Genomic DNA, 16,968 nt, shown 5'->3' with positions numbered 1-16,968 from the left:
GAAGACAGCCGGTAAAGGCTGTCTTCTTTAAATTTGTTATAGGGGGCCGGACGCTAATTCAACTCATACGCCGGGCTTTCTGCTCCATGTGCTTCGAGAACCTTCATACTGTTACGAAACTCAATTGTGCTGAGATGTCCTTGAATATAGAGGAACTTGGCAAAGTCCATCAGTTTATTCATACAGTCTGTTTCATATTTCTTCATTTCTGCAAAACGTTTGCTTAAGTATGATACGTTCATTATGGTGCATCCCCTCTCATCTGTATTGAAGATATAGTACCATAATGATTCGACTTTTTTCTGTTTTTAAAAAATTTAAACTTTCGACACAATTTGACAAAAGTGAATCAGGCATTGTGACACAACCAATAGACTTCATTCATACTATATTGAAGAGAAATATGTTGAGTTTAGGGGGAATCGCAATGAACAGGAATTCTCAAAGCTATCCTCGGCAAATGAGTTATTATGATCCTCAGCAAATGCAAGGATATTATCAACAGGCAGTACCTGGACAATACTGGCCGCAGCAGCATTATGGGCAGGAGGATTTTTATCAAACGTATTCTCCACACTACTCGTTGCCTATGCAGCCTTCTGTATTTTCCAACCCTTATCCAATCCCAAGACCTAACCAGCAGCAGCCCTCACAATTTCAAAGTATCATGTCGCAATTCAAAAAAGCCAACGGGCAGTTTGATTTTAATAAAATGATGGATACGACAGGCCAAGTGATGAGCGCAATGAATCAAGTCGGATCTTTAATAAAGGGATTTACCAGCTTTTTTAAAGGATAGAAGCATGAATGAATGGCTCATTCATGCTTGTTTTTTGGAAAGAAAAGCGTCATTGTCTGCTCGTTCCAAGATGTTTCCATATCATCTTGGTGTACTTCATAAGGCAGCTGCACCGTTCTTGTCATGCTTGTAAATGTGGCCTCATTTTGCTGTTTCTGTTTCTCTTGGAGTGTTACATGCAGATACCTCGTTTTAATATCAACGACGATCTCTCCATCTCGAAACGACTCCGGAATCATGATATCGACATACAGCCCGGTATCTCTTTCTCTGACATGTATGGTCGTCTGTACATCTTGTAAACTCGAGTTGATCAGGTTCTGAAATCCTTTTAAAAGGTTGCCGAACGTTGCGGATTGAAAAAGGTGGTCCATTGCCTCCGTTGTGATTTCTTCTTTCTTTTGCAATTCGTTCTTTTTGTCATCATAGAATTCCAAATCTGCCACCGCCTTTTTTTAACCAGATTATGCGCCTATGCCAGATGTTGTTATAAATTGAAGCAAAATTGAAAGTGTGGTTAAATAGTGGTGAATGAAGGGATAACGGTTGAGTGAATGAGAAGGGAGAAAATACATTGCTGAAAAAATTATTCGGTATGGGAAAAACTCAGGATAAAGTGGCGGAAGAGGTTATTTATTCTCCGGCAGACGGTACGGTTATGGACCTGACAGATGTGCCAGACCCGGTTTTTTCACAGAAAATGATGGGGGAAGGAATAGCGGTGGAACCAGCAAACGGTGACATCGTTTCACCTGTTGAAGGTGAAGTGATTCAGATTTTCCATACTAAACACGCCGTGGGCATTCGGACTCGCTCGGGAATTGAACTGTTAATTCACGTCGGGCTGGAAACGGTCAATATGAACGGAGAAGGATTTACTGCCCACATAAAAGAAGGGGACAAAGTGAAGGTTGGTGACCCGCTGATCACGTGTGATTTGGAATTAATAAAAGAAAAAGCGAGCAGTACGGTCATTCCAATCGTGATCATGAACGGTGAAGCTGTAGGTTCAATTGTGCCGGCTGGCGAAAAGGCTGCGCACAAAGGTGAAACAAAGCTCCTTACAATAAAAGCGAAATAAGCAGGGCGCATGCCTTGCTTTTTTTATTTGATTGTATAAAATTTGCACCTAGCCATGCAAACAAATATTCGGTAAACTGTACTTGACAAAGAGGTGTAAAGAATGAAAAAGAAATCACTGCCTGAGCTCATTTCCGAGTTAAAAGGAAATGAAAACGTTGTGAATTGGCATGAAATAGAGCCTCGTGAAGCAAAAACAAGGCCAATGCCTGAAAGTATAGACGAGAGAATAAAAGCAGCCCTTTCGAAAAGGGGCATTGAGAAACTATATACCCACCAATATTCCGCTTTCCAATATGTGCAAGAAGGGGAAAGCATCGTTACCGTAACGCCAACCGCATCAGGAAAAACGTTATGCTATAACCTCCCAGTCCTGCAGTCCATCGCCCAAGACGAAACAAACCGGGCGCTTTATTTATTCCCGACAAAAGCGCTGGCACAGGACCAAAAGAGCGAGCTGAATGAAATCATTGATGAAATGGGCATTGATATTAAAAGCTTTACATATGACGGGGATACGTCTCCGGCGATCAGACAAAAAGTGAGAAAAGCTGGCCATATTGTTATTACAAATCCCGATATGCTCCATTCTGCGATTCTCCCGCATCATACGAAATGGGTCAGTTTGTTTGAAAACCTTAAGTATATCGTTATCGATGAGCTTCATACGTATCGCGGTGTGTTCGGGAGCCATGTGGCCAATGTGATCCGGCGGCTGAAGCGGGTCTGCCGGTTTTATGGAAGTGATCCGGTTTTTATTTGTACGTCCGCAACGATTGCCAATCCAAAGGAATTGGGAGAGCAGCTGACGGGCAAGCCGATGCGGCTGGTCGATGACAACGGTGCCCCGAGCGGGCGGAAGCATTTTGTCTTTTATAATCCGCCACTTGTGAACAAACCGCTGAATATTAGAAAGAGCGCAACTGCAGAAGTGAATGAATTAGCGAAAGAGTTCTTGAAAAACAAAGTGCAGACCATTGTCTTTGCTAGAAGCAGAGTCCGGGTAGAAATTATTTTAAGCCATATTCAGGAGCTTGTGAAAAAAGAGATTGGGACAAAGTCAATCAGAGGCTATCGAGGAGGCTATCTTCCAAAAGAGCGGAGAGAAATCGAAAGAGGCCTGAGAGAAGGCGAGATTTTAGGTGTTATCAGTACGAATGCCTTAGAGCTTGGTGTTGATATCGGCCAGCTGCAGGTGTGTGTGATGACGGGTTATCCTGGAAGTGTGGCAAGTGCATGGCAGCAGGCGGGACGAGCCGGCAGAAGGCACGGTGAATCTTTGATTATGATGGTCGCCAATTCAACGCCGATCGATCAATATATTGTGCGGCATCCTGAATACTTCTTTAACCGTTCGCCGGAATCTGCAAGAATCAATCCGGAGAATTTGATTATTTTAGTAGACCATTTAAAGTGTGCGGCTTATGAGCTTCCTTTTAAAGCTGATGAGGAGTTTGGGCCAATGGATGTAAGTGACATTCTTGAATACCTCGAGGAAGAGGCCGTTCTTCACCGCAATGGCGAACGATATCATTGGGCAAGTGAATCGTTTCCTGCATCCAATATCAGTTTGCGTTCCGCATCACAAGAAAATGTCGTCATTGTTGACCAATCGGATATGGCAAATGTAAGGATTATCGGTGAAATGGATCGTTTTAGCGCGATGACGCTTTTGCATGATGAAGCGATTTATTTACATGAAGGGGTTCAGTACCAAGTAGAAAAGCTGGATTGGGACCATAAAAAGGCTTATGTCAGAAAAGTCGATGTCGAGTATTATACAGATGCCAATTTGGCAGTTCAGCTAAAGGTATTAGAAGTTGATAAAACAAACGAAAATAGCGGTGCGTCATTGCACTATGGAGATGTCACTGTTAACGCCTTGCCGACCATCTTTAAAAAAATTAAAATGACGACCTTTGAAAATATTGGATCAGGTCCTATTCATTTGCCGGAAGAAGAACTGCATACAAGTGCAGCTTGGCTCGAAATCAAAAAAGCAGACGAAGATATCGAGGAAAAGACGCTGGAACAGCTGCTTCTGGGCATCTCGAATGTGCTCCAGCATATTGTCCCCGTGTATATTATGTGTGACCGAAACGATGTGCATGTTGTTTCTCAAATGAAAGCTGTCCATACGGGATTGCCGACTATATTTTTATACGATCATTACCCCGGCGGTATCGGTTTAGCGGAGGAAGTCTACAAACGTTTTTCAGACATAAATGAAGCGGCGAAACAGCTCATCACACAATGTCCTTGTCATGATGGCTGTCCGTCATGTATAGGAACCGAAATAGAAGGGATCAAAGCAAAGAAGAGTATTTTGCAGCTGCTGAATCAAATGGCATAAGGAAGGAGGCCAGGTATGTCATTAAAAGGGAAACTTCAGCGAATGAAAAAGCATATGGTGTTCGATGAAGGGGAACATAAAAAAGAAAAAGACGAACAAAAAAACAAACTCGTTGAGAACCATGCTGAAATTCCATTTTTAGAAGAGTGGGAGACTTTTGGCATGAAGCCTTTTTTTTTCGAAGATGAGTACTGTCTTATTAGGGAAGTAGAATATCCGCTTTCTCACCGGCATGGATTATACCGTTTTTCTGAACTTGATGAAGTGATGCAATTGTGGAATCAAAGCAGCCTGTCGCATACGCTGTCAGCAAAAGGGTACAACAAAAACAGCCTCTTTTTCTTTGATACGGAAACGACCGGTCTTGGAGGCGGAGCCGGAAACACCATTTTTTTGCTTGGGCATGCGAGGGTATATGAAGACCGAGTGATAGTCAAACAGCATCTTTTGCCTAAACCGGGGAATGAAGTCGCCTTGTATCAAAGCTTTTTAAGCGAGGTTGACATTACATCGCTTGTGACCTACAACGGGAAAGCTTTTGATTGGCCGCAGGTGAAAACAAGGCACACATTGATCCGTGACAGACTTCCAAAGCTCCCGGAATTCGGCCACTTTGACCTGCTGCACGGAGCGAGACGCTTGTGGAAACACAAAATGGACCGCGTATCGCTTGGCACGGTTGAAAATGAGGAGCTTGGCATCCGCAGACAAGAAGATACACCGGGCTACTTGGCGCCAATGCTTTACTTTCATTTTATCAAGGCGCAAGAGCCGGAACTTCTAAAAGGCGTCCTGCATCATAATGAACTGGATGTGCTATCGCTTATTTCATTGTACATTCATATGTCTAAAAAAATTCTATCGAAATCACATGCGCCAAAAGAACACAGCGAAGCTTATGCCATGGCGAGATGGTTTATGGCCCACAAAGAAACGGATCAAGCGGTTATGCAGCTGGAAAAGCTTCAAGAAAAGTCGTTTGAAGATCAGGATAGAGCTCGGCTGGATTTATCGCTCCTATACAAAAAACAAAACCGGTTGGAAGAGGCAGTGGCGCTTTGGGAAAACCTGTCCCGCTCCCAAAATCAGAAGTGCAGATACGCTGCTGTGATAGAACTCGCGAAATTTTTTGAGCATCAGAAAAAAGAGTTCGGAAAAGCATTGCATATTGCAGAACAATTACTTAGTGATGAGGCGTTCTTTTCAGAAAAAGAAATTGAAAAGCTGCACGTAAGAATCGCCCGGCTGAAGAGGAAATATTCCTCTTGAATATTCCCCGGGAAAGCGCAAAAGACGACTTCTTTCGCCATGAAATTTTTTTGCTCAAATCACACCGATTCTGTTGTAGAATACCGGCGAATCCTGTAAAATGACGTTAGTTATTTTTAAAGGGAGAGTTGGCATGTATAAGGGTGTTTTTTATTTGTTCTTTGTCGTTGTTTTTTTGATTGCTTTCGTATTTTCAAACTTTAAAGACAGCTTAATTGCACACTTTTAAAATAGGTCATTGCATCAGAACATGTACCCCCTATTTTTCATAACTTAGTATTGTAATAAAGTTTATGGAAAGGGGATTTAATCATGCATCACTGCAGACCGCATATGATGGCGCCAATTGTCCATCCTACTCATTGCTGTGAAAACCATACGTTTTCAAATACGATCGTGCCGCATATTCATCCACAGCACACAACAAACGTAAATCACCAGCATTTTCAGCACGTTCACTACTTTCCACACACTTTCTCAAATGTTGATACAGCAACGCATCAACATTTTCAAGCGGGAAGACCTTTCTTCGACTAGTATGGATACGTGCAGCTTGATAGCAGAACTACAGCACATCAAAATGGGGCCCAATGGGAGCCCCATTTTTTATAAAGCAGGTGAAATGATGAAAGTATTGGCTGTAACAGGATACAAGCCATTTGAACTTGGGATTTTTAAGCAGGATGACAAGGCGCTTTATTACATAAAAAAAGCGATGAAGAATCGTCTGATTGCTTTTTTAGATGAAGGACTAGAATGGATTTTAATTTCGGGCCAGCTTGGAACCGAACTCTGGGCAGCTGAGGCTGCCTATGATCTGCAGGAGGAATACCCTGATTTAAAGGTAGCTGTGATTACCCCTTTTTACGATCAGGAAAAGAACTGGAAAGAACCTAATAAAGACCTTTATGAAGCTGTTCTGGCACAGGCTGACTATGAAGAAAGCCTGACTCACAGGCCGTATGAAAGCCCGCTTCAGTTTAAACAAAAAAATCAGTTCTTCATTGATAAGTCGGATGCGCTTATGCTTTTATATGATCCGGAAATGGAAGGGTCTCCAAAGTACATGCTGGAGACAGCGGAAAAGCGGCGCGAACAGGATGGCTATCCCATTTACTTTATTACAATGGATGACTTGAGAGTAACAGTGGAAGAAGACAGTTACTCATAGCAATAAGAGAAATTTGACAACCGTACAGATTTCTGAAAAAATATATGTGATGATTCACGATACGAGGTGAAAAAGATGCTTGCTGATAAAGTAAAGCTTTCTGCAAAAGAAATTTTGGAAAAAGAATTTAAAACAGGCGTTAGAGGCTACAAGCAAGAAGACGTTGACAAATTTTTAGATATGATTATTAAGGATTATGAAACCTTCCATCAAGAAATTGAAGAACTGCAGCAGGAAAATCTGCAGCTGAAAAAACAGCTTGAAGAAGCCAGCAAAAAACAGCCGGTACAATCTAACACAACGAACTTTGATATTTTAAAACGGCTGTCAAACTTAGAAAAGCACGTTTTTGGCAGCAAGCTTTACGATTGATCGCGCTTGAAAAAAATGGCGCTTGTAAATCGCAATCAGTTGTTATATAATAATTCATGTTCTTAACGTTCGGGTAATCGCTGCAGATCTTGAATCTGTAGAGGAAAGTCCATGCTCGCACGGTGCTGAGATGCCCGTAGTGTTCGTGCCTAGCGAAGTCATAAGCTAGGGCAGCCTTGATAGGTTGACGGCAGGAAAAAAGCCTACGTCCTTTGGATATGGCTGAGTATCCTTGAAAGTGCCACAGTGACGAAGTCTCACTAGAAATGGTGAGAGTGGAACGCGGTAAACCCCTCGAGCGAGAAACCCAAATTTTGGTAGGGGAACCTTCTTGACGGAATTCAACGGAGGGAAGGACAGAATGCTTTCTGTAGATAGATGATTACCGCCCGAGTACGAGGTGATAAGCCGTTTGCAGTACGACGGAACAAAACATGGCTTACAGAACGTTAGACCACTTACATTTAAAATGATCAAAACAAGCTCTCCCGTATAAGGAGAGCTTTTATCTTGAAAAGAGAAAAGTTTTAAAAGACAGGGTGATACGATGACGAAGTATACACTAATTGCAACAGCGCCGATGGGCATTGAAGCTGTTGTCGCAAAGGAAGTACGTGACTTAGGATACGAATGCAAGGTTGATAACGGAAAAGTTATTTTTGAAGGTGATGCGCTCGCTATTTGCCGCGCGAACCTTTGGCTTAGAACAGCCGACCGCATAAAGGTTCAGGTTGCTTCTTTTAAAGCGAAAACATTTGATGAGCTGTTTGAAAAAACGAAAGCGATTAACTGGCGCTCATTTATCCCTGAAAACGGGAAATTCCCGGTCATCGGGAAATCTGTAAAATCAACACTTGCAAGCGTTCCCGACTGTCAGCGGATTGTTAAAAAAGCAATTGTTGAAAAGCTCAAGCAGCAGTCCGCTAAAGCCAATGACTGGATTGAAGAAACAGGTGCCGAGTATAAGGTGGAAATTTCTTTATTGAAAGATCAGGCGGTTCTTACGCTGGATTCGTCCGGAACAGGTCTCCACAAACGAGGATACCGTGTTGACCAGGGCGGCGCGCCGATTAAAGAAACTCTTGCTGCCGCTTTAGTTCAATTAACCAATTGGACGCCGGACCGACCGTTTGTTGATCCTTTTTGCGGTTCTGGGACGATTGCGATCGAAGCCGCGTTAATCGGCCAAAACATCGCCCCTGGTTTTAACCGTGATTTTGCCTCCGAGAGTTGGGAATGGATCGGTAAAGAGCTATGGGACAAAGCACGGCTTGAAGTTGAAGAAAAGGCGAATTATGACCAGCCGCTTACCATTTTCGGAAACGACATAGACCACCGCATGGTGCAAATCGCAAAAGAGAATGCAGAGGAAGCAGGCTTGGGAGATTTAATCGAGTTTAAGCAGATGCAGGTCAAAGACTTCACGACAAATCTGGAGTTTGGGGTCATTGTCGGCAATCCGCCATACGGAGAGCGTCTCGGCGAGAAAAAAGCCGTTGAGCAGATGTACAAAGAAATGGGACAGGCATTCGAACCGCTAGATTCCTGGTCTGTGTACATGCTGACGTCAAATGAGAACTTTGAGGAAGCATACGGCAGAAAAGCGACGAAAAAACGAAAGCTGTTTAACGGATTTATTAAAACGGATTATTATCAATACTGGGCAAAAGTAAGACCGCAGCGCAAGAAAACAGAAAACGCATAAAAAAGAAGACGCGTTGCATGCGTCTTCTTTCATCTTTCAGCCATATTCTATCTTTACCAACGGTGCGCTTTCGCGTTGCTTCTCAAAATAATGTTGGTTTGGGACATTTCAGTGTGACCGTTTACTTGAGACTTAGAACGTTTAGGCCGCGTCCAATTGTGATGAAACAGTTCAGAATGCTGATCTAATCGATTTCTATAACTCATGTCAACATCACTCCCTGATAGAATATTGTTGATAAGACGGATAATCCGGGTACGGAATATCGAATGTAGTTTGTGCCTATTTCGGTGATAACATGCGGAAAGCATGTATATAAAATGAAAAGTTCGCATAAAATGATGATTATTTCAATCAGAGGTGATCTCATGCTGAACAGCGAACATTTTAATCTGATTCAAAGGGCGCTTGACTCAACAGCAAACGAGCTGAAGGGGCTCGGGACTGATTCGTCTCCGTCCATGATTTCCCGTGCGCAAAATAATTTAGAAAAAGCGGTGGAACATATTTATTCAACAGACCATCCTTTTTTATCGTCGCATGTGATCAATCGAAAGTAAGCTGCAAAAAACTTGGCAATGCCAAGTTTTTTTATTGTATTCATAAGTGGGACATGATATTATTGATGGTCTGAATGTCGAATAGTTGGGGGTTGGAACTAGGTGACAACATCACGTTTGCCTTTTTCTTTAACAAAAACAAAGAATTTTTATGAAGAATTGAACAATTGGATTGGTGACGTGTTTTACGATATCCTTCCCGAAAAAGGGTTTGATCTTCGGGATGAGCAAGTATTTATGGCTTTTCAGCTGGAGCGTGCGTTTAAAGAGAAACAAGTCATGTTTGCCGAAGCTGGAGTGGGAACGGGGAAAACACTCGTTTATCTTCTTTTTGCGATCAGCTATGCAAGATATGTCGGCAAACCCGCCATTATCGCATGTGCTGATGAAACATTGATTGAACAGCTAGTGAAAAAAGAAGGCGATATTTCGAAGCTGGCTGAGCATTTGGATCTGAACATTGATACAAGACTGTCAAAATCACATGAGCAATATTTATGCGTAAAGAAACTTGAAAAAACAATGCAGCGCTCTGATGATGATAAATGGCTGGATCTTTATGAGTCATTGCCGTCATTTGTCCATGGATCACAGGCGATGCAGCGCTTTTATCCGTATGGCGACCGTAAGCAGTACGCCAATCTGTCAAATGAAGAATGGTCTGAAGTAAGCTACGACTCATTTCAGGATTGTTTGACTTGTGACATGAGACACAGATGCGGGTTGACGCTTTCCAGAGATCACTACCGCAAGTCAACAGACTTGATCGTTTGCTCCCACGATTTCTACATGGAGCATGTGTGGACGGAAGAATCCCGCAAACGAGAGGGTCAGCTGCCGCTCTTGCCTGATCATAGCGCCGTTGTATTTGATGAAGGGCACCTGTTAGAGTTTGCCGCACAAAAAGCGTTAACCTACAGAGTGAAGCAGTCTACTCTTGAATTGTTTTTAGAGCGATTGCTTCAAAATGACATCAGAGAAGAGTTTGCCGAACTGATTGAAGATGCCCTTGCTGCAAACGACGAATTTTTCTATGTTCTTTCTGAAGAAGCAAAAGAAGTAGCCGGTTCACACCGTTTAGAAATAAAAGATGATCAGCGTGTCAAAAAGGCGGCGGACGAGCTTTGCCGTTTACTTGATAAAATCGGTGAGGCTCTCGTGTTCGAGTCTGAGATGTACACGGTTGATCAATACGAGCTGTCAGTTGTGGAAGAGTATGTAGAACAAATGGCGTATTCATTATCGCTATATCAAAAAGATGCAATCAGCTGGTTGGAGAAAAAGGAAGCAGAATCAACCTTTGTTGTCATGCCGAGAACGGTGGCAGAAGTGCTGGGCGAAAAAGTGTTTTCTAAGAAGATTCCCTATATCTTCTCTTCTGCCACCCTGTCAGAAGGCGGATCGTTTGATTATATTGCCGACAGCCTCGGAATTCATGATTACTTGTCGTTGACTGTTGATTCTCCTTATGATTACGACGAGCAAATGAGAGTGAATCTCTATGCGAAAGCAGATATGGACGCCAAACAAAAAACGGCTGAAACGATAGAAACGATTAATGGTTATAAAGGCAGAACGCTGGTGCTTTTCCCTTCTTTTGAGGAATTAAACGAGTTTAAGCAGCTGTCGGCGGCCTTTGAGCTGCCGTATCCGATTTTCTTTGAAGGTGATGAGGAAATCAGCAGTTTAGTGGAGAAATTCCAAGAGGAAGAGGAAACCGTACTCTGTTCAGTTCACCTATGGGAAGGTCTGGATATTCCTGGTGACGCCTTGAAAAATGTTACCATTTGGTCATTGCCATTCCCTCCTCATGATCCTGTATTTACAGCGAAACGCAACGGGGCGAAAAAAGATCCGTTCGAAGAAGTTGATCTGCCATATATGTTATTACGCGTGCGGCAGGGCATCGGGCGTCTGATTCGTTCCAATCAAGACAGCGGCTCGATTCATATTTACGCTGGCGGAGAAACTGAACGCATTATTGATGAAGTCAAAAAGGTCTTGCCTGTTGAACCGCAAATGATGTAATAGAAAAAGCTGACGATCGTATTCGTCAGCTTTTTTGTTTTGTCAGCGGGCCAGCCATCCGCCGTCAACGGCTAAAATATGCCCATTCACATAATCCGAAGCACGTGATGCCAAAAAGACTGACGTTCCGCCGATATCATCTGCTTTGCCCCAGCGGCCGGCGGGAATTCTCTTTAAAATTTCCTCATTCCGCTTTTTGTCGTCGCGTATAGGCTTTGTATTCGCGGTAGAAATATAGCCCGGGGCGATTGCGTTGATCTGAACCCCGGATGCAGCCCACTCATTTGCAAATGATTTTGTTAAACCGGCAACTGCGTGTTTGCTTGCCGTATATGCGGGAACGAGAATCCCGCCTTGAAAAGACAGGAGAGAAGCGATATTAATAATCTTTCCATAGCCTCTTTTCAGCATATGGCTGCCTGCCAGCTGTGTCAGAATAAACAAGCTATTTAGATTGACATTTAGTACGTGATGCCAGTTTTCTTCGGCAAAATGTTCCGCTTTTTCCCGGTGGATAATGCCGGCATTATTGACAAGAATGTCGATTTGGCGGCTTTCAAACAGCTCAGCTGCCGAATCTTTTATCGCTTCCGGCTTGCTCATATCCAATGTAAAAGACGTAAACGTACGGCCTTCCTGCTCCACAAGCTGTTGTGTTTCAGACAGGCTGCTTTTATGTGATGTGCCGATAATATCGGCGCCAGCCCCGGCAAGCGCTTTGGCAATTCCTTGACCGATTCCTGTTCCAGGACCCGTCACCAGCGCTGTTTTTCCTTCTAATGAAAAGGTGTCATGTAGATAACTCATTTTATTTCAGCCCATCCATCGGAACGACATCCATGTCCGTAAATGTGTAATTTTCCCCAGCCATCGCCCACACAAAGCTGTAATTCGAAGTTCCTGCGCCAGAGTGAATAGACCAGGCAGGAGAAAGGACAGCCTGTTCATTTCCGACAACAAGGTGGCGTGTTTCGTCTGGCTGGCCCATGAAGTGAAACACCTTTGAATCCTTCTCAAGATCAAGGTACAGATAAGCCTCCATCCGGCGGTCATGAACGTGTGCCGGCATGGTGTTCCAGTTGTTATTTGGATCTAGCATCGTAATCCCCATCATAAGCTGACAGCTTTTAATGCCATCTTGATGAATGACTTTGTAGAGGCTTCGGACATTAGAGGCTGCATCATCTCCAAGGCGGTCTGGTGTCAGCTCGGAAAGAGCGGCTTTTTGTGTCGGATAGCTTTGATGGGCACAAGCGGAAACGAAGTAAAATTTAGCTTGTTCTCCGTTCAGGCTAGTAAATGCAACATCCTGATTGCCCATTCCGATATAGAGAAAATCCTTTGTTTGGAGTACATATTCGTCATCACCGACCCTGACAGCGCCAGGCTGGCCGACATTAATAATCCCAATTTCACGCCGCTCCAAAAAGAAGTCTGTTTTAAGGAAATCCCCGGCGTCTAGCTTCAGTTCACTTTGTCCCGGAGCTGTGCCGCCGATGACAACCCGGTCTTCATGCGAGTAATACATTGAAAGTTTGTTTTCCTTAAATAAAGGTTCCATTAAAAAATGACTGCGCAGCTCCTCAGTTGTAAAGCGCTTTACTTGTTCAGGGTGTACAGAATAACGATTTTCCATTGTGTTTCCCCCTTAGTTAAGATTTCAGCATCACTTGAATGAAAACATTTTGGTAACGGTTTCAAAGAAAATTTTAGGATAAATAGCTGAAAGAGTCAACGTTAAAAATGTAAATAAGCACATTTTTGAAAAAACTCTTTTCGGATTTTAAAAATATGGTATTCTTGTGTTGTAACGGTTTTGGGATCGGTTTCAAATATAAGATGATACAGGAGCACTTGAATGAAAAAGAAAACAACAAGCCATACGACGATCAAAGATGTAGCAGAATGTGCAGGAGTTTCGAAATCGACAGTTTCCCGTTATATCAACGGAAAAATTGATGCGATTTCTTCTGAAAAAGTGAAAAGCATTAAAAAGGCAATCGCAGAATTGAATTATCGGCCAAGTAAAATGGCACAAGGTTTAAAAATAAAAAAAGCAAATTAATCGGATTTGTTGTAGCTGACATTACAAATCCTTTCTCAGTCGCGGCTTTCAGAGGCGTCGAAGAGGTTTGTGATCAATATGGCTACAGTATTATGGTCTGCAACACAGATAACAATCCTGAAAAAGAGCGGGAAATGCTTTTGAAGCTTGAAGCCCATTCGGTTGAAGGGCTGATTTTAAACGCAACGGGAGAAAACAAGGATGTACTGCATGCCTTTAGAGAACAGCAAATTCCCACGATATTAATTGACCGGAAACTTCCGGATCTGAGACTGGATACAGTAACTACTGACAATAGAAGAATCACAAGAGAGATTCTTCAGAAGATTTACAGCAAAGGATACACTGATGTCGCACTGTTTAGCGAACCGGTTTCTTCTATCAGCCCTCGTACAGAAAGAGCAGAAGTGTATCAAGAAATGGCTTCTGTTGAAAATGTGAACGGGCTTGTCAGAATGTATGAAATTGACGTGAAAAACAAAGAACAGCTTAAGGCGGCGCTTCAAACGTTTCACACGGAGATGCCGGAGCAAAAAAAAGCGATTTTGGCGTTGAACGGCTTAATTATGCTGAAAATCATCAGCTGTATGGAAGAACTCGGCCTGCGCATCCCTCAAGATATAGGAATTGCAGGGTTTGATGATACGGAATGGTATAAACTGATCGGTCCGGGCATTACAACGATCGCCCAGCCGTCGCATGATATGGGCAGGACGGCGATGGAACGTGTATTAAAAAGGATTGAAGGTGACAAGGGAGCGCCTCAAACCATTGAATTAGAGGCGGAAGTCATTATGAGACAGTCGCTTTAATCCTATGTGCCCTCAACTGAAGAGGAGGTTGGGAAGAGATGAAGCTTGATGCGGTGACATTCGGGGAATCGATGGCCATGTTTTACGCAAATGAGTACGGAGGCCTTCATGAAGTATCCACTTTTTCTAAAGGGTTGGCCGGAGCAGAAAGCAATGTCGCTTGCGGCTTGGCCAGACTCGGATTTCAGATGGGATGGATGAGCAAGGTCGGCGATGATCAGCTCGGAACATTTATTTTACAGGAGCTTAAAAAAGAGGGAGTGGATGTGTCCCGCGTGGTCCGCTCACAGGACGGAAATCCCACCGGCCTGCTGCTGAAGTCAAAAGTGAAAGAAGGCGATCCGCTAGTTACCTATTACAGGAAACACTCAGCTGCAAGCACACTAACGTCTGCTGAATACCCGAGAGATTATTTTCAATGCGCAGGCCATTTGCATGTGACTGGTATTCCCCCAGCCTTATCACCTGATATGAAAGACTTTACCTACCACGTGATGAAGGACATGAAACATGCTGGGAAAACGGTATCGTTAGATCCCAATTTGAGACCTTCGCTTTGGCCCGATCAAGTAACGATGGCCCATACGATCAATGATCTGGCGGGGCTTGCAGATTGGTTTTTCCCGGGGATCGCAGAGGGGGAGCTGTTGACCGGAGAGAAAACACCTGAAGGCATTGCCGACTATTATCTGAAAAAAGGTGTCAGTTTTGTCGCTATTAAACTCGGAAAAGAAGGCGCTTACTTTAAAACAAGGGAAAGTGAAGGATTTGCAGAAGGTTTCCGGGTCGACCGTGTGGTTGATACAGTCGGTGCCGGAGACGGATTTGCAGTCGGAGTGATCAGCGGGATTCTTGATGGTTTGTCGTACAAGGATGCGGTGCACAGAGGGAATGCGATTGGCGCTTTGCAAGTGCAGGCACCGGGGGATATGGACGGCTTGCCGACCAGAGAGAAATTAGCTGCTTTTTTATCTGCTCAAAGAACGGTTTACCAAAAGAAAGGAGATTATTAATATGGAGTCTAAAATCGTTGAAAACCGTCTGAAAGAAGCAAGGCTGATTGCAGTCATTCGTTCACAGGATAAACAGGAAGCCTGCCGGCAGATTGAGAGCTTATTAAATAAAGGGATTCGTGCAGTTGAAGTGACGTATACGACACCTGGGGCATCGGAAATTATCGAATCATTCCGTAATAGAAAAGATATCTTAATCGGCGCGGGCACAGTCATCACTGCGCAACAAGCGGGTGAAGCTGCTGAGGCTGGCGCGCAATTTATTGTCAGTCCGGGTTTTTCATCGGATCTTGCTGAACATCTTTCGTTTTTGAAGACACATTATATCCCCGGTGTATTGACTCCAAGTGAAATAATGGAAGCGCTCACATTCGGTTTTACTACATTAAAGCTGTTCCCAAGCGGTGTGTTTGGCATTCCGTTTATGAAAAATTTAGCGGGTCCTTTCCCGCAGGTGACCTTTATTCCGACAGGCGGAATACATCCGTCTGAAGTGCCGGATTGGCTCAAAGCCGGAGCTGGGGCCGTCGGTGTCGGCAGTCAGCTTGGCAGCTGTTCAAAAGAGGATTTGCAGGCTGTTTTTCAAGTGTAAAGGTGTATTGTTTTTTTCATAAACCGGATGATGGGAGAATCCACATATGAAAATCAAAGCGACAATTGAACGGGTACCTGGCGGAATGATGATTATTCCGCTGTTCCTGGGAGCGGCACTCAACACGTTTGCGCCGGGAACAGCGGAGTTCTTTGGGGGATTTACGGGTGCTTTGATTACCGGAACGCTGCCGATACTGGGTGTTTTTATCTTTTGCGTTGGAGCGACGATTGATTTTCGCTCATCAGGCTATATTGCAAGGAAAGGAATCACATTATTGTTGGGGAAGATCGGATTTGCGGCGCTGCTTGGTGTGATCGCAGCACAATTTATTCCTGATGATGGCATACAATCCGGTTTTTTCGCGGGGCTTTCTGTTTTAGCCATTGTCGCGGTAATGAATGAAACGAACGGCGGCCTGTATTTGGCGCTTATGAACCATATGGGAAGAAAAGAGGATGCGGGCGCTTTCGCGTTTATCAGTACAGAATCAGGGCCTTTTATGACTATGGTGACGTTTGGTGTAACAGGGCTTGCCGCATTCCCGTGGGAAACGCTGGCAGCTACAGTCATCCCGTTTTTACTCGGCTGTATACTTGGAAATCTTGATCATGATCTCAGAGACTTATTCAGCAAGGTTGTGCCGGCGATCATCCCGTTTTTTGCCTTTTCGCTCGGCAATACTTTGAATTTTGGTATGCTGATCCAATCAGGGCTGCTTGGAATTTTTATCGGTGTTTCTGTCGTCATTTTATCGGGCAGCTCCTTGTATTTGCTTGATCGTTTTGTCGCGCGGGGAGACGGTATCGCGGGCGTGGCGGCTTCTTCTACGGCGGGGGCGGCAGTAGCCGTTCCGTACGCATTAGCAGAAGCGAATGCTTCGTTTGCACCAGTTGCTGAATCGGCAACTGCAATCATAGCGACAAGTGTCATTGTCACCTCTCTGCTTACCCCATTGGCAACAGTGTGGGTGGATAAAAAAATCAATAAAAAAAAGCGGAAAACCCCACCGCCAAAAAATCAAATGACGATCAACTGAACAAAGAAGGCTGCCGAAAAAAATACCGGCAGCCTCTTATCCAAACAATTTGACTTTCATACACCCTTCCATTAGCCTGTAATGGAACGTCTAGAATAGGGAGGGAATGG

General features: G+C 43.8%; 19 protein-coding genes, 1 other RNA gene and 1 pseudogene. 16 read left to right on the top strand and 5 right to left on the bottom strand.

Annotated features, from left to right (window positions below):
• Positions 1-53: 53 nt before the first annotated feature.
• Complete coding sequence (locus tag SC79_RS05905; RefSeq protein ID WP_010330553.1) at positions 54-242, bottom strand: YppF family protein; 189 nt, start codon at positions 240-242, stop codon at positions 54-56.
• Positions 243-427: 185 nt separating this feature from the next.
• On the opposite strand from SC79_RS05905, the gene SC79_RS05900 reads away from it, so the two are divergent.
• On the top strand, positions 428-799 hold the full coding sequence (locus SC79_RS05900; protein WP_039074258.1) for a YppG family protein: 372 nt from the start codon (positions 428-430) through the stop codon (positions 797-799).
• Positions 800-816: 17 nt separating this feature from the next.
• Here SC79_RS05900 and SC79_RS05895 read toward each other — a convergent pair whose 3' ends face one another.
• Complete coding sequence (locus tag SC79_RS05895; RefSeq protein WP_039074257.1) at positions 817-1,236, bottom strand: Hsp20/alpha crystallin family protein; 420 nt, start codon at positions 1,234-1,236, stop codon at positions 817-819.
• 137 nt (positions 1,237-1,373) lie between these two features.
• Between SC79_RS05895 and SC79_RS05890 the strand changes: the two genes are divergently transcribed.
• The 9 genes from SC79_RS05890 to SC79_RS05860 all read left to right on the top strand — a co-directional run bounded on the left by SC79_RS05890 (position 1,374) and on the right by SC79_RS05860 (position 8,749).
• Positions 1,374-1,880 carry a PTS sugar transporter subunit IIA gene (locus SC79_RS05890; RefSeq protein WP_039074285.1) on the top strand — a complete coding sequence of 169 codons (507 nt, stop codon included), beginning with the start codon at positions 1,374-1,376 and terminating at the stop codon, positions 1,878-1,880.
• Positions 1,881-1,982: 102 nt separating this feature from the next.
• Positions 1,983-4,232: an ATP-dependent helicase MrfA gene (gene mrfA, locus SC79_RS05885; protein ID WP_039074256.1), complete on the top strand. Its 2,250-nt coding sequence runs from the start codon at positions 1,983-1,985 to the stop codon at positions 4,230-4,232.
• Positions 4,233-4,247: 15 nt separating this feature from the next.
• On the top strand, positions 4,248-5,501 hold the full coding sequence (locus SC79_RS05880; RefSeq protein WP_039074255.1) for a ribonuclease H-like domain-containing protein: 1,254 nt from the start codon (positions 4,248-4,250) through the stop codon (positions 5,499-5,501).
• 100 nt (positions 5,502-5,601) lie between these two features.
• Positions 5,602-5,730 (top strand): hypothetical protein, encoded by a 129-nt coding sequence (locus tag SC79_RS20905; RefSeq protein ID WP_003230707.1) that lies wholly within the window; start codon positions 5,602-5,604, stop codon positions 5,728-5,730.
• A gap of 83 nt (positions 5,731-5,813) precedes the next feature.
• The gene (gene cotD, locus SC79_RS05875; RefSeq protein WP_010327930.1) at positions 5,814-6,038 is read left to right on the top strand and encodes a spore coat protein CotD; all 225 of its coding nucleotides are present in this window, start codon (positions 5,814-5,816) and stop codon (positions 6,036-6,038) included.
• Between the two features lie 88 nt (positions 6,039-6,126).
• Positions 6,127-6,672, top strand: a complete 546-nt coding sequence (locus tag SC79_RS05870; protein WP_039074254.1) for a DUF1273 domain-containing protein — start codon at positions 6,127-6,129, stop codon at positions 6,670-6,672.
• Positions 6,673-6,747: 75 nt separating this feature from the next.
• Positions 6,748-7,044: a cell division regulator GpsB gene (gpsB, locus tag SC79_RS05865; RefSeq protein ID WP_003225629.1), complete on the top strand. Its 297-nt coding sequence runs from the start codon at positions 6,748-6,750 to the stop codon at positions 7,042-7,044.
• Positions 7,045-7,109: 65 nt separating this feature from the next.
• An RNA gene (gene rnpB, locus SC79_RS20450) (RNase P RNA component class B) lies at positions 7,110-7,491 on the top strand.
• 100 nt (positions 7,492-7,591) lie between these two features.
• Positions 7,592-8,749, top strand: a complete 1,158-nt coding sequence (locus tag SC79_RS05860; protein WP_039074253.1) for a THUMP domain-containing class I SAM-dependent RNA methyltransferase — start codon at positions 7,592-7,594, stop codon at positions 8,747-8,749.
• Positions 8,750-8,802: 53 nt separating this feature from the next.
• Here the strand turns inward: SC79_RS05860 and SC79_RS20445 are convergent, their stop codons facing one another.
• Positions 8,803-8,955 (bottom strand): YpzG family protein, encoded by a 153-nt coding sequence (locus SC79_RS20445; protein ID WP_010327933.1) that lies wholly within the window; start codon positions 8,953-8,955, stop codon positions 8,803-8,805.
• 162 nt (positions 8,956-9,117) lie between these two features.
• Here SC79_RS20445 and SC79_RS05855 point away from each other — a divergent pair, with 162 nt between their 5' ends.
• Positions 9,118-9,309, top strand: coding sequence for a hypothetical protein (locus SC79_RS05855; RefSeq protein ID WP_039074284.1), 192 nt, complete (start codon positions 9,118-9,120; stop codon positions 9,307-9,309).
• Between the two features lie 102 nt (positions 9,310-9,411).
• Entirely contained in the window at positions 9,412-11,337 is a 1,926-nt protein-coding gene (locus SC79_RS05850) for an ATP-dependent DNA helicase (RefSeq protein ID WP_039074252.1), read from the top strand.
• Between the two features lie 42 nt (positions 11,338-11,379).
• Here SC79_RS05850 and kduD read toward each other — a convergent pair whose 3' ends face one another.
• Positions 11,380-12,144, bottom strand: a complete 765-nt coding sequence (kduD, locus tag SC79_RS05845; protein WP_039074251.1) for a 2-dehydro-3-deoxy-D-gluconate 5-dehydrogenase KduD — start codon at positions 12,142-12,144, stop codon at positions 11,380-11,382.
• Position 12,145: 1 nt separating this feature from the next.
• On the bottom strand, positions 12,146-12,973 hold the full coding sequence (gene kduI / locus SC79_RS05840) for a 5-dehydro-4-deoxy-D-glucuronate isomerase (protein ID WP_039074250.1): 828 nt from the start codon (positions 12,971-12,973) through the stop codon (positions 12,146-12,148).
• A 222-nt stretch (positions 12,974-13,195) separates the two neighbouring features.
• Between kduI and SC79_RS05835 the strand changes: the two are divergent.
• From SC79_RS05835 to kdgT, 4 genes and pseudogenes are all read left to right on the top strand, one after another.
• Positions 13,196-14,214: pseudogene (locus SC79_RS05835) on the top strand (LacI family DNA-binding transcriptional regulator).
• A gap of 38 nt (positions 14,215-14,252) precedes the next feature.
• Positions 14,253-15,227 (top strand): 2-dehydro-3-deoxygluconokinase, encoded by a 975-nt coding sequence (gene kdgK, locus SC79_RS05830; RefSeq protein WP_039074249.1) that lies wholly within the window; start codon positions 14,253-14,255, stop codon positions 15,225-15,227.
• A 1-nt stretch (position 15,228) separates the two neighbouring features.
• Positions 15,229-15,819 (top strand): bifunctional 4-hydroxy-2-oxoglutarate aldolase/2-dehydro-3-deoxy-phosphogluconate aldolase, encoded by a 591-nt coding sequence (gene eda, locus SC79_RS05825; RefSeq protein WP_039074248.1) that lies wholly within the window; start codon positions 15,229-15,231, stop codon positions 15,817-15,819.
• A gap of 46 nt (positions 15,820-15,865) precedes the next feature.
• Positions 15,866-16,858 carry a 2-keto-3-deoxygluconate transporter gene (gene kdgT, locus SC79_RS05820; protein ID WP_039074247.1) on the top strand — a complete coding sequence of 331 codons (993 nt, stop codon included), beginning with the start codon at positions 15,866-15,868 and terminating at the stop codon, positions 16,856-16,858.
• Positions 16,859-16,968 lie beyond the last annotated feature (110 nt).

Source organism: Bacillus sp. MSP13 (assembly GCF_000815295.1).
GTDB classification, from domain to species: domain Bacteria; phylum Bacillota; class Bacilli; order Bacillales; family Bacillaceae; genus Bacillus; species Bacillus vallismortis.
This window is presented reverse-complemented; position numbering and strand designations above follow the sequence as displayed.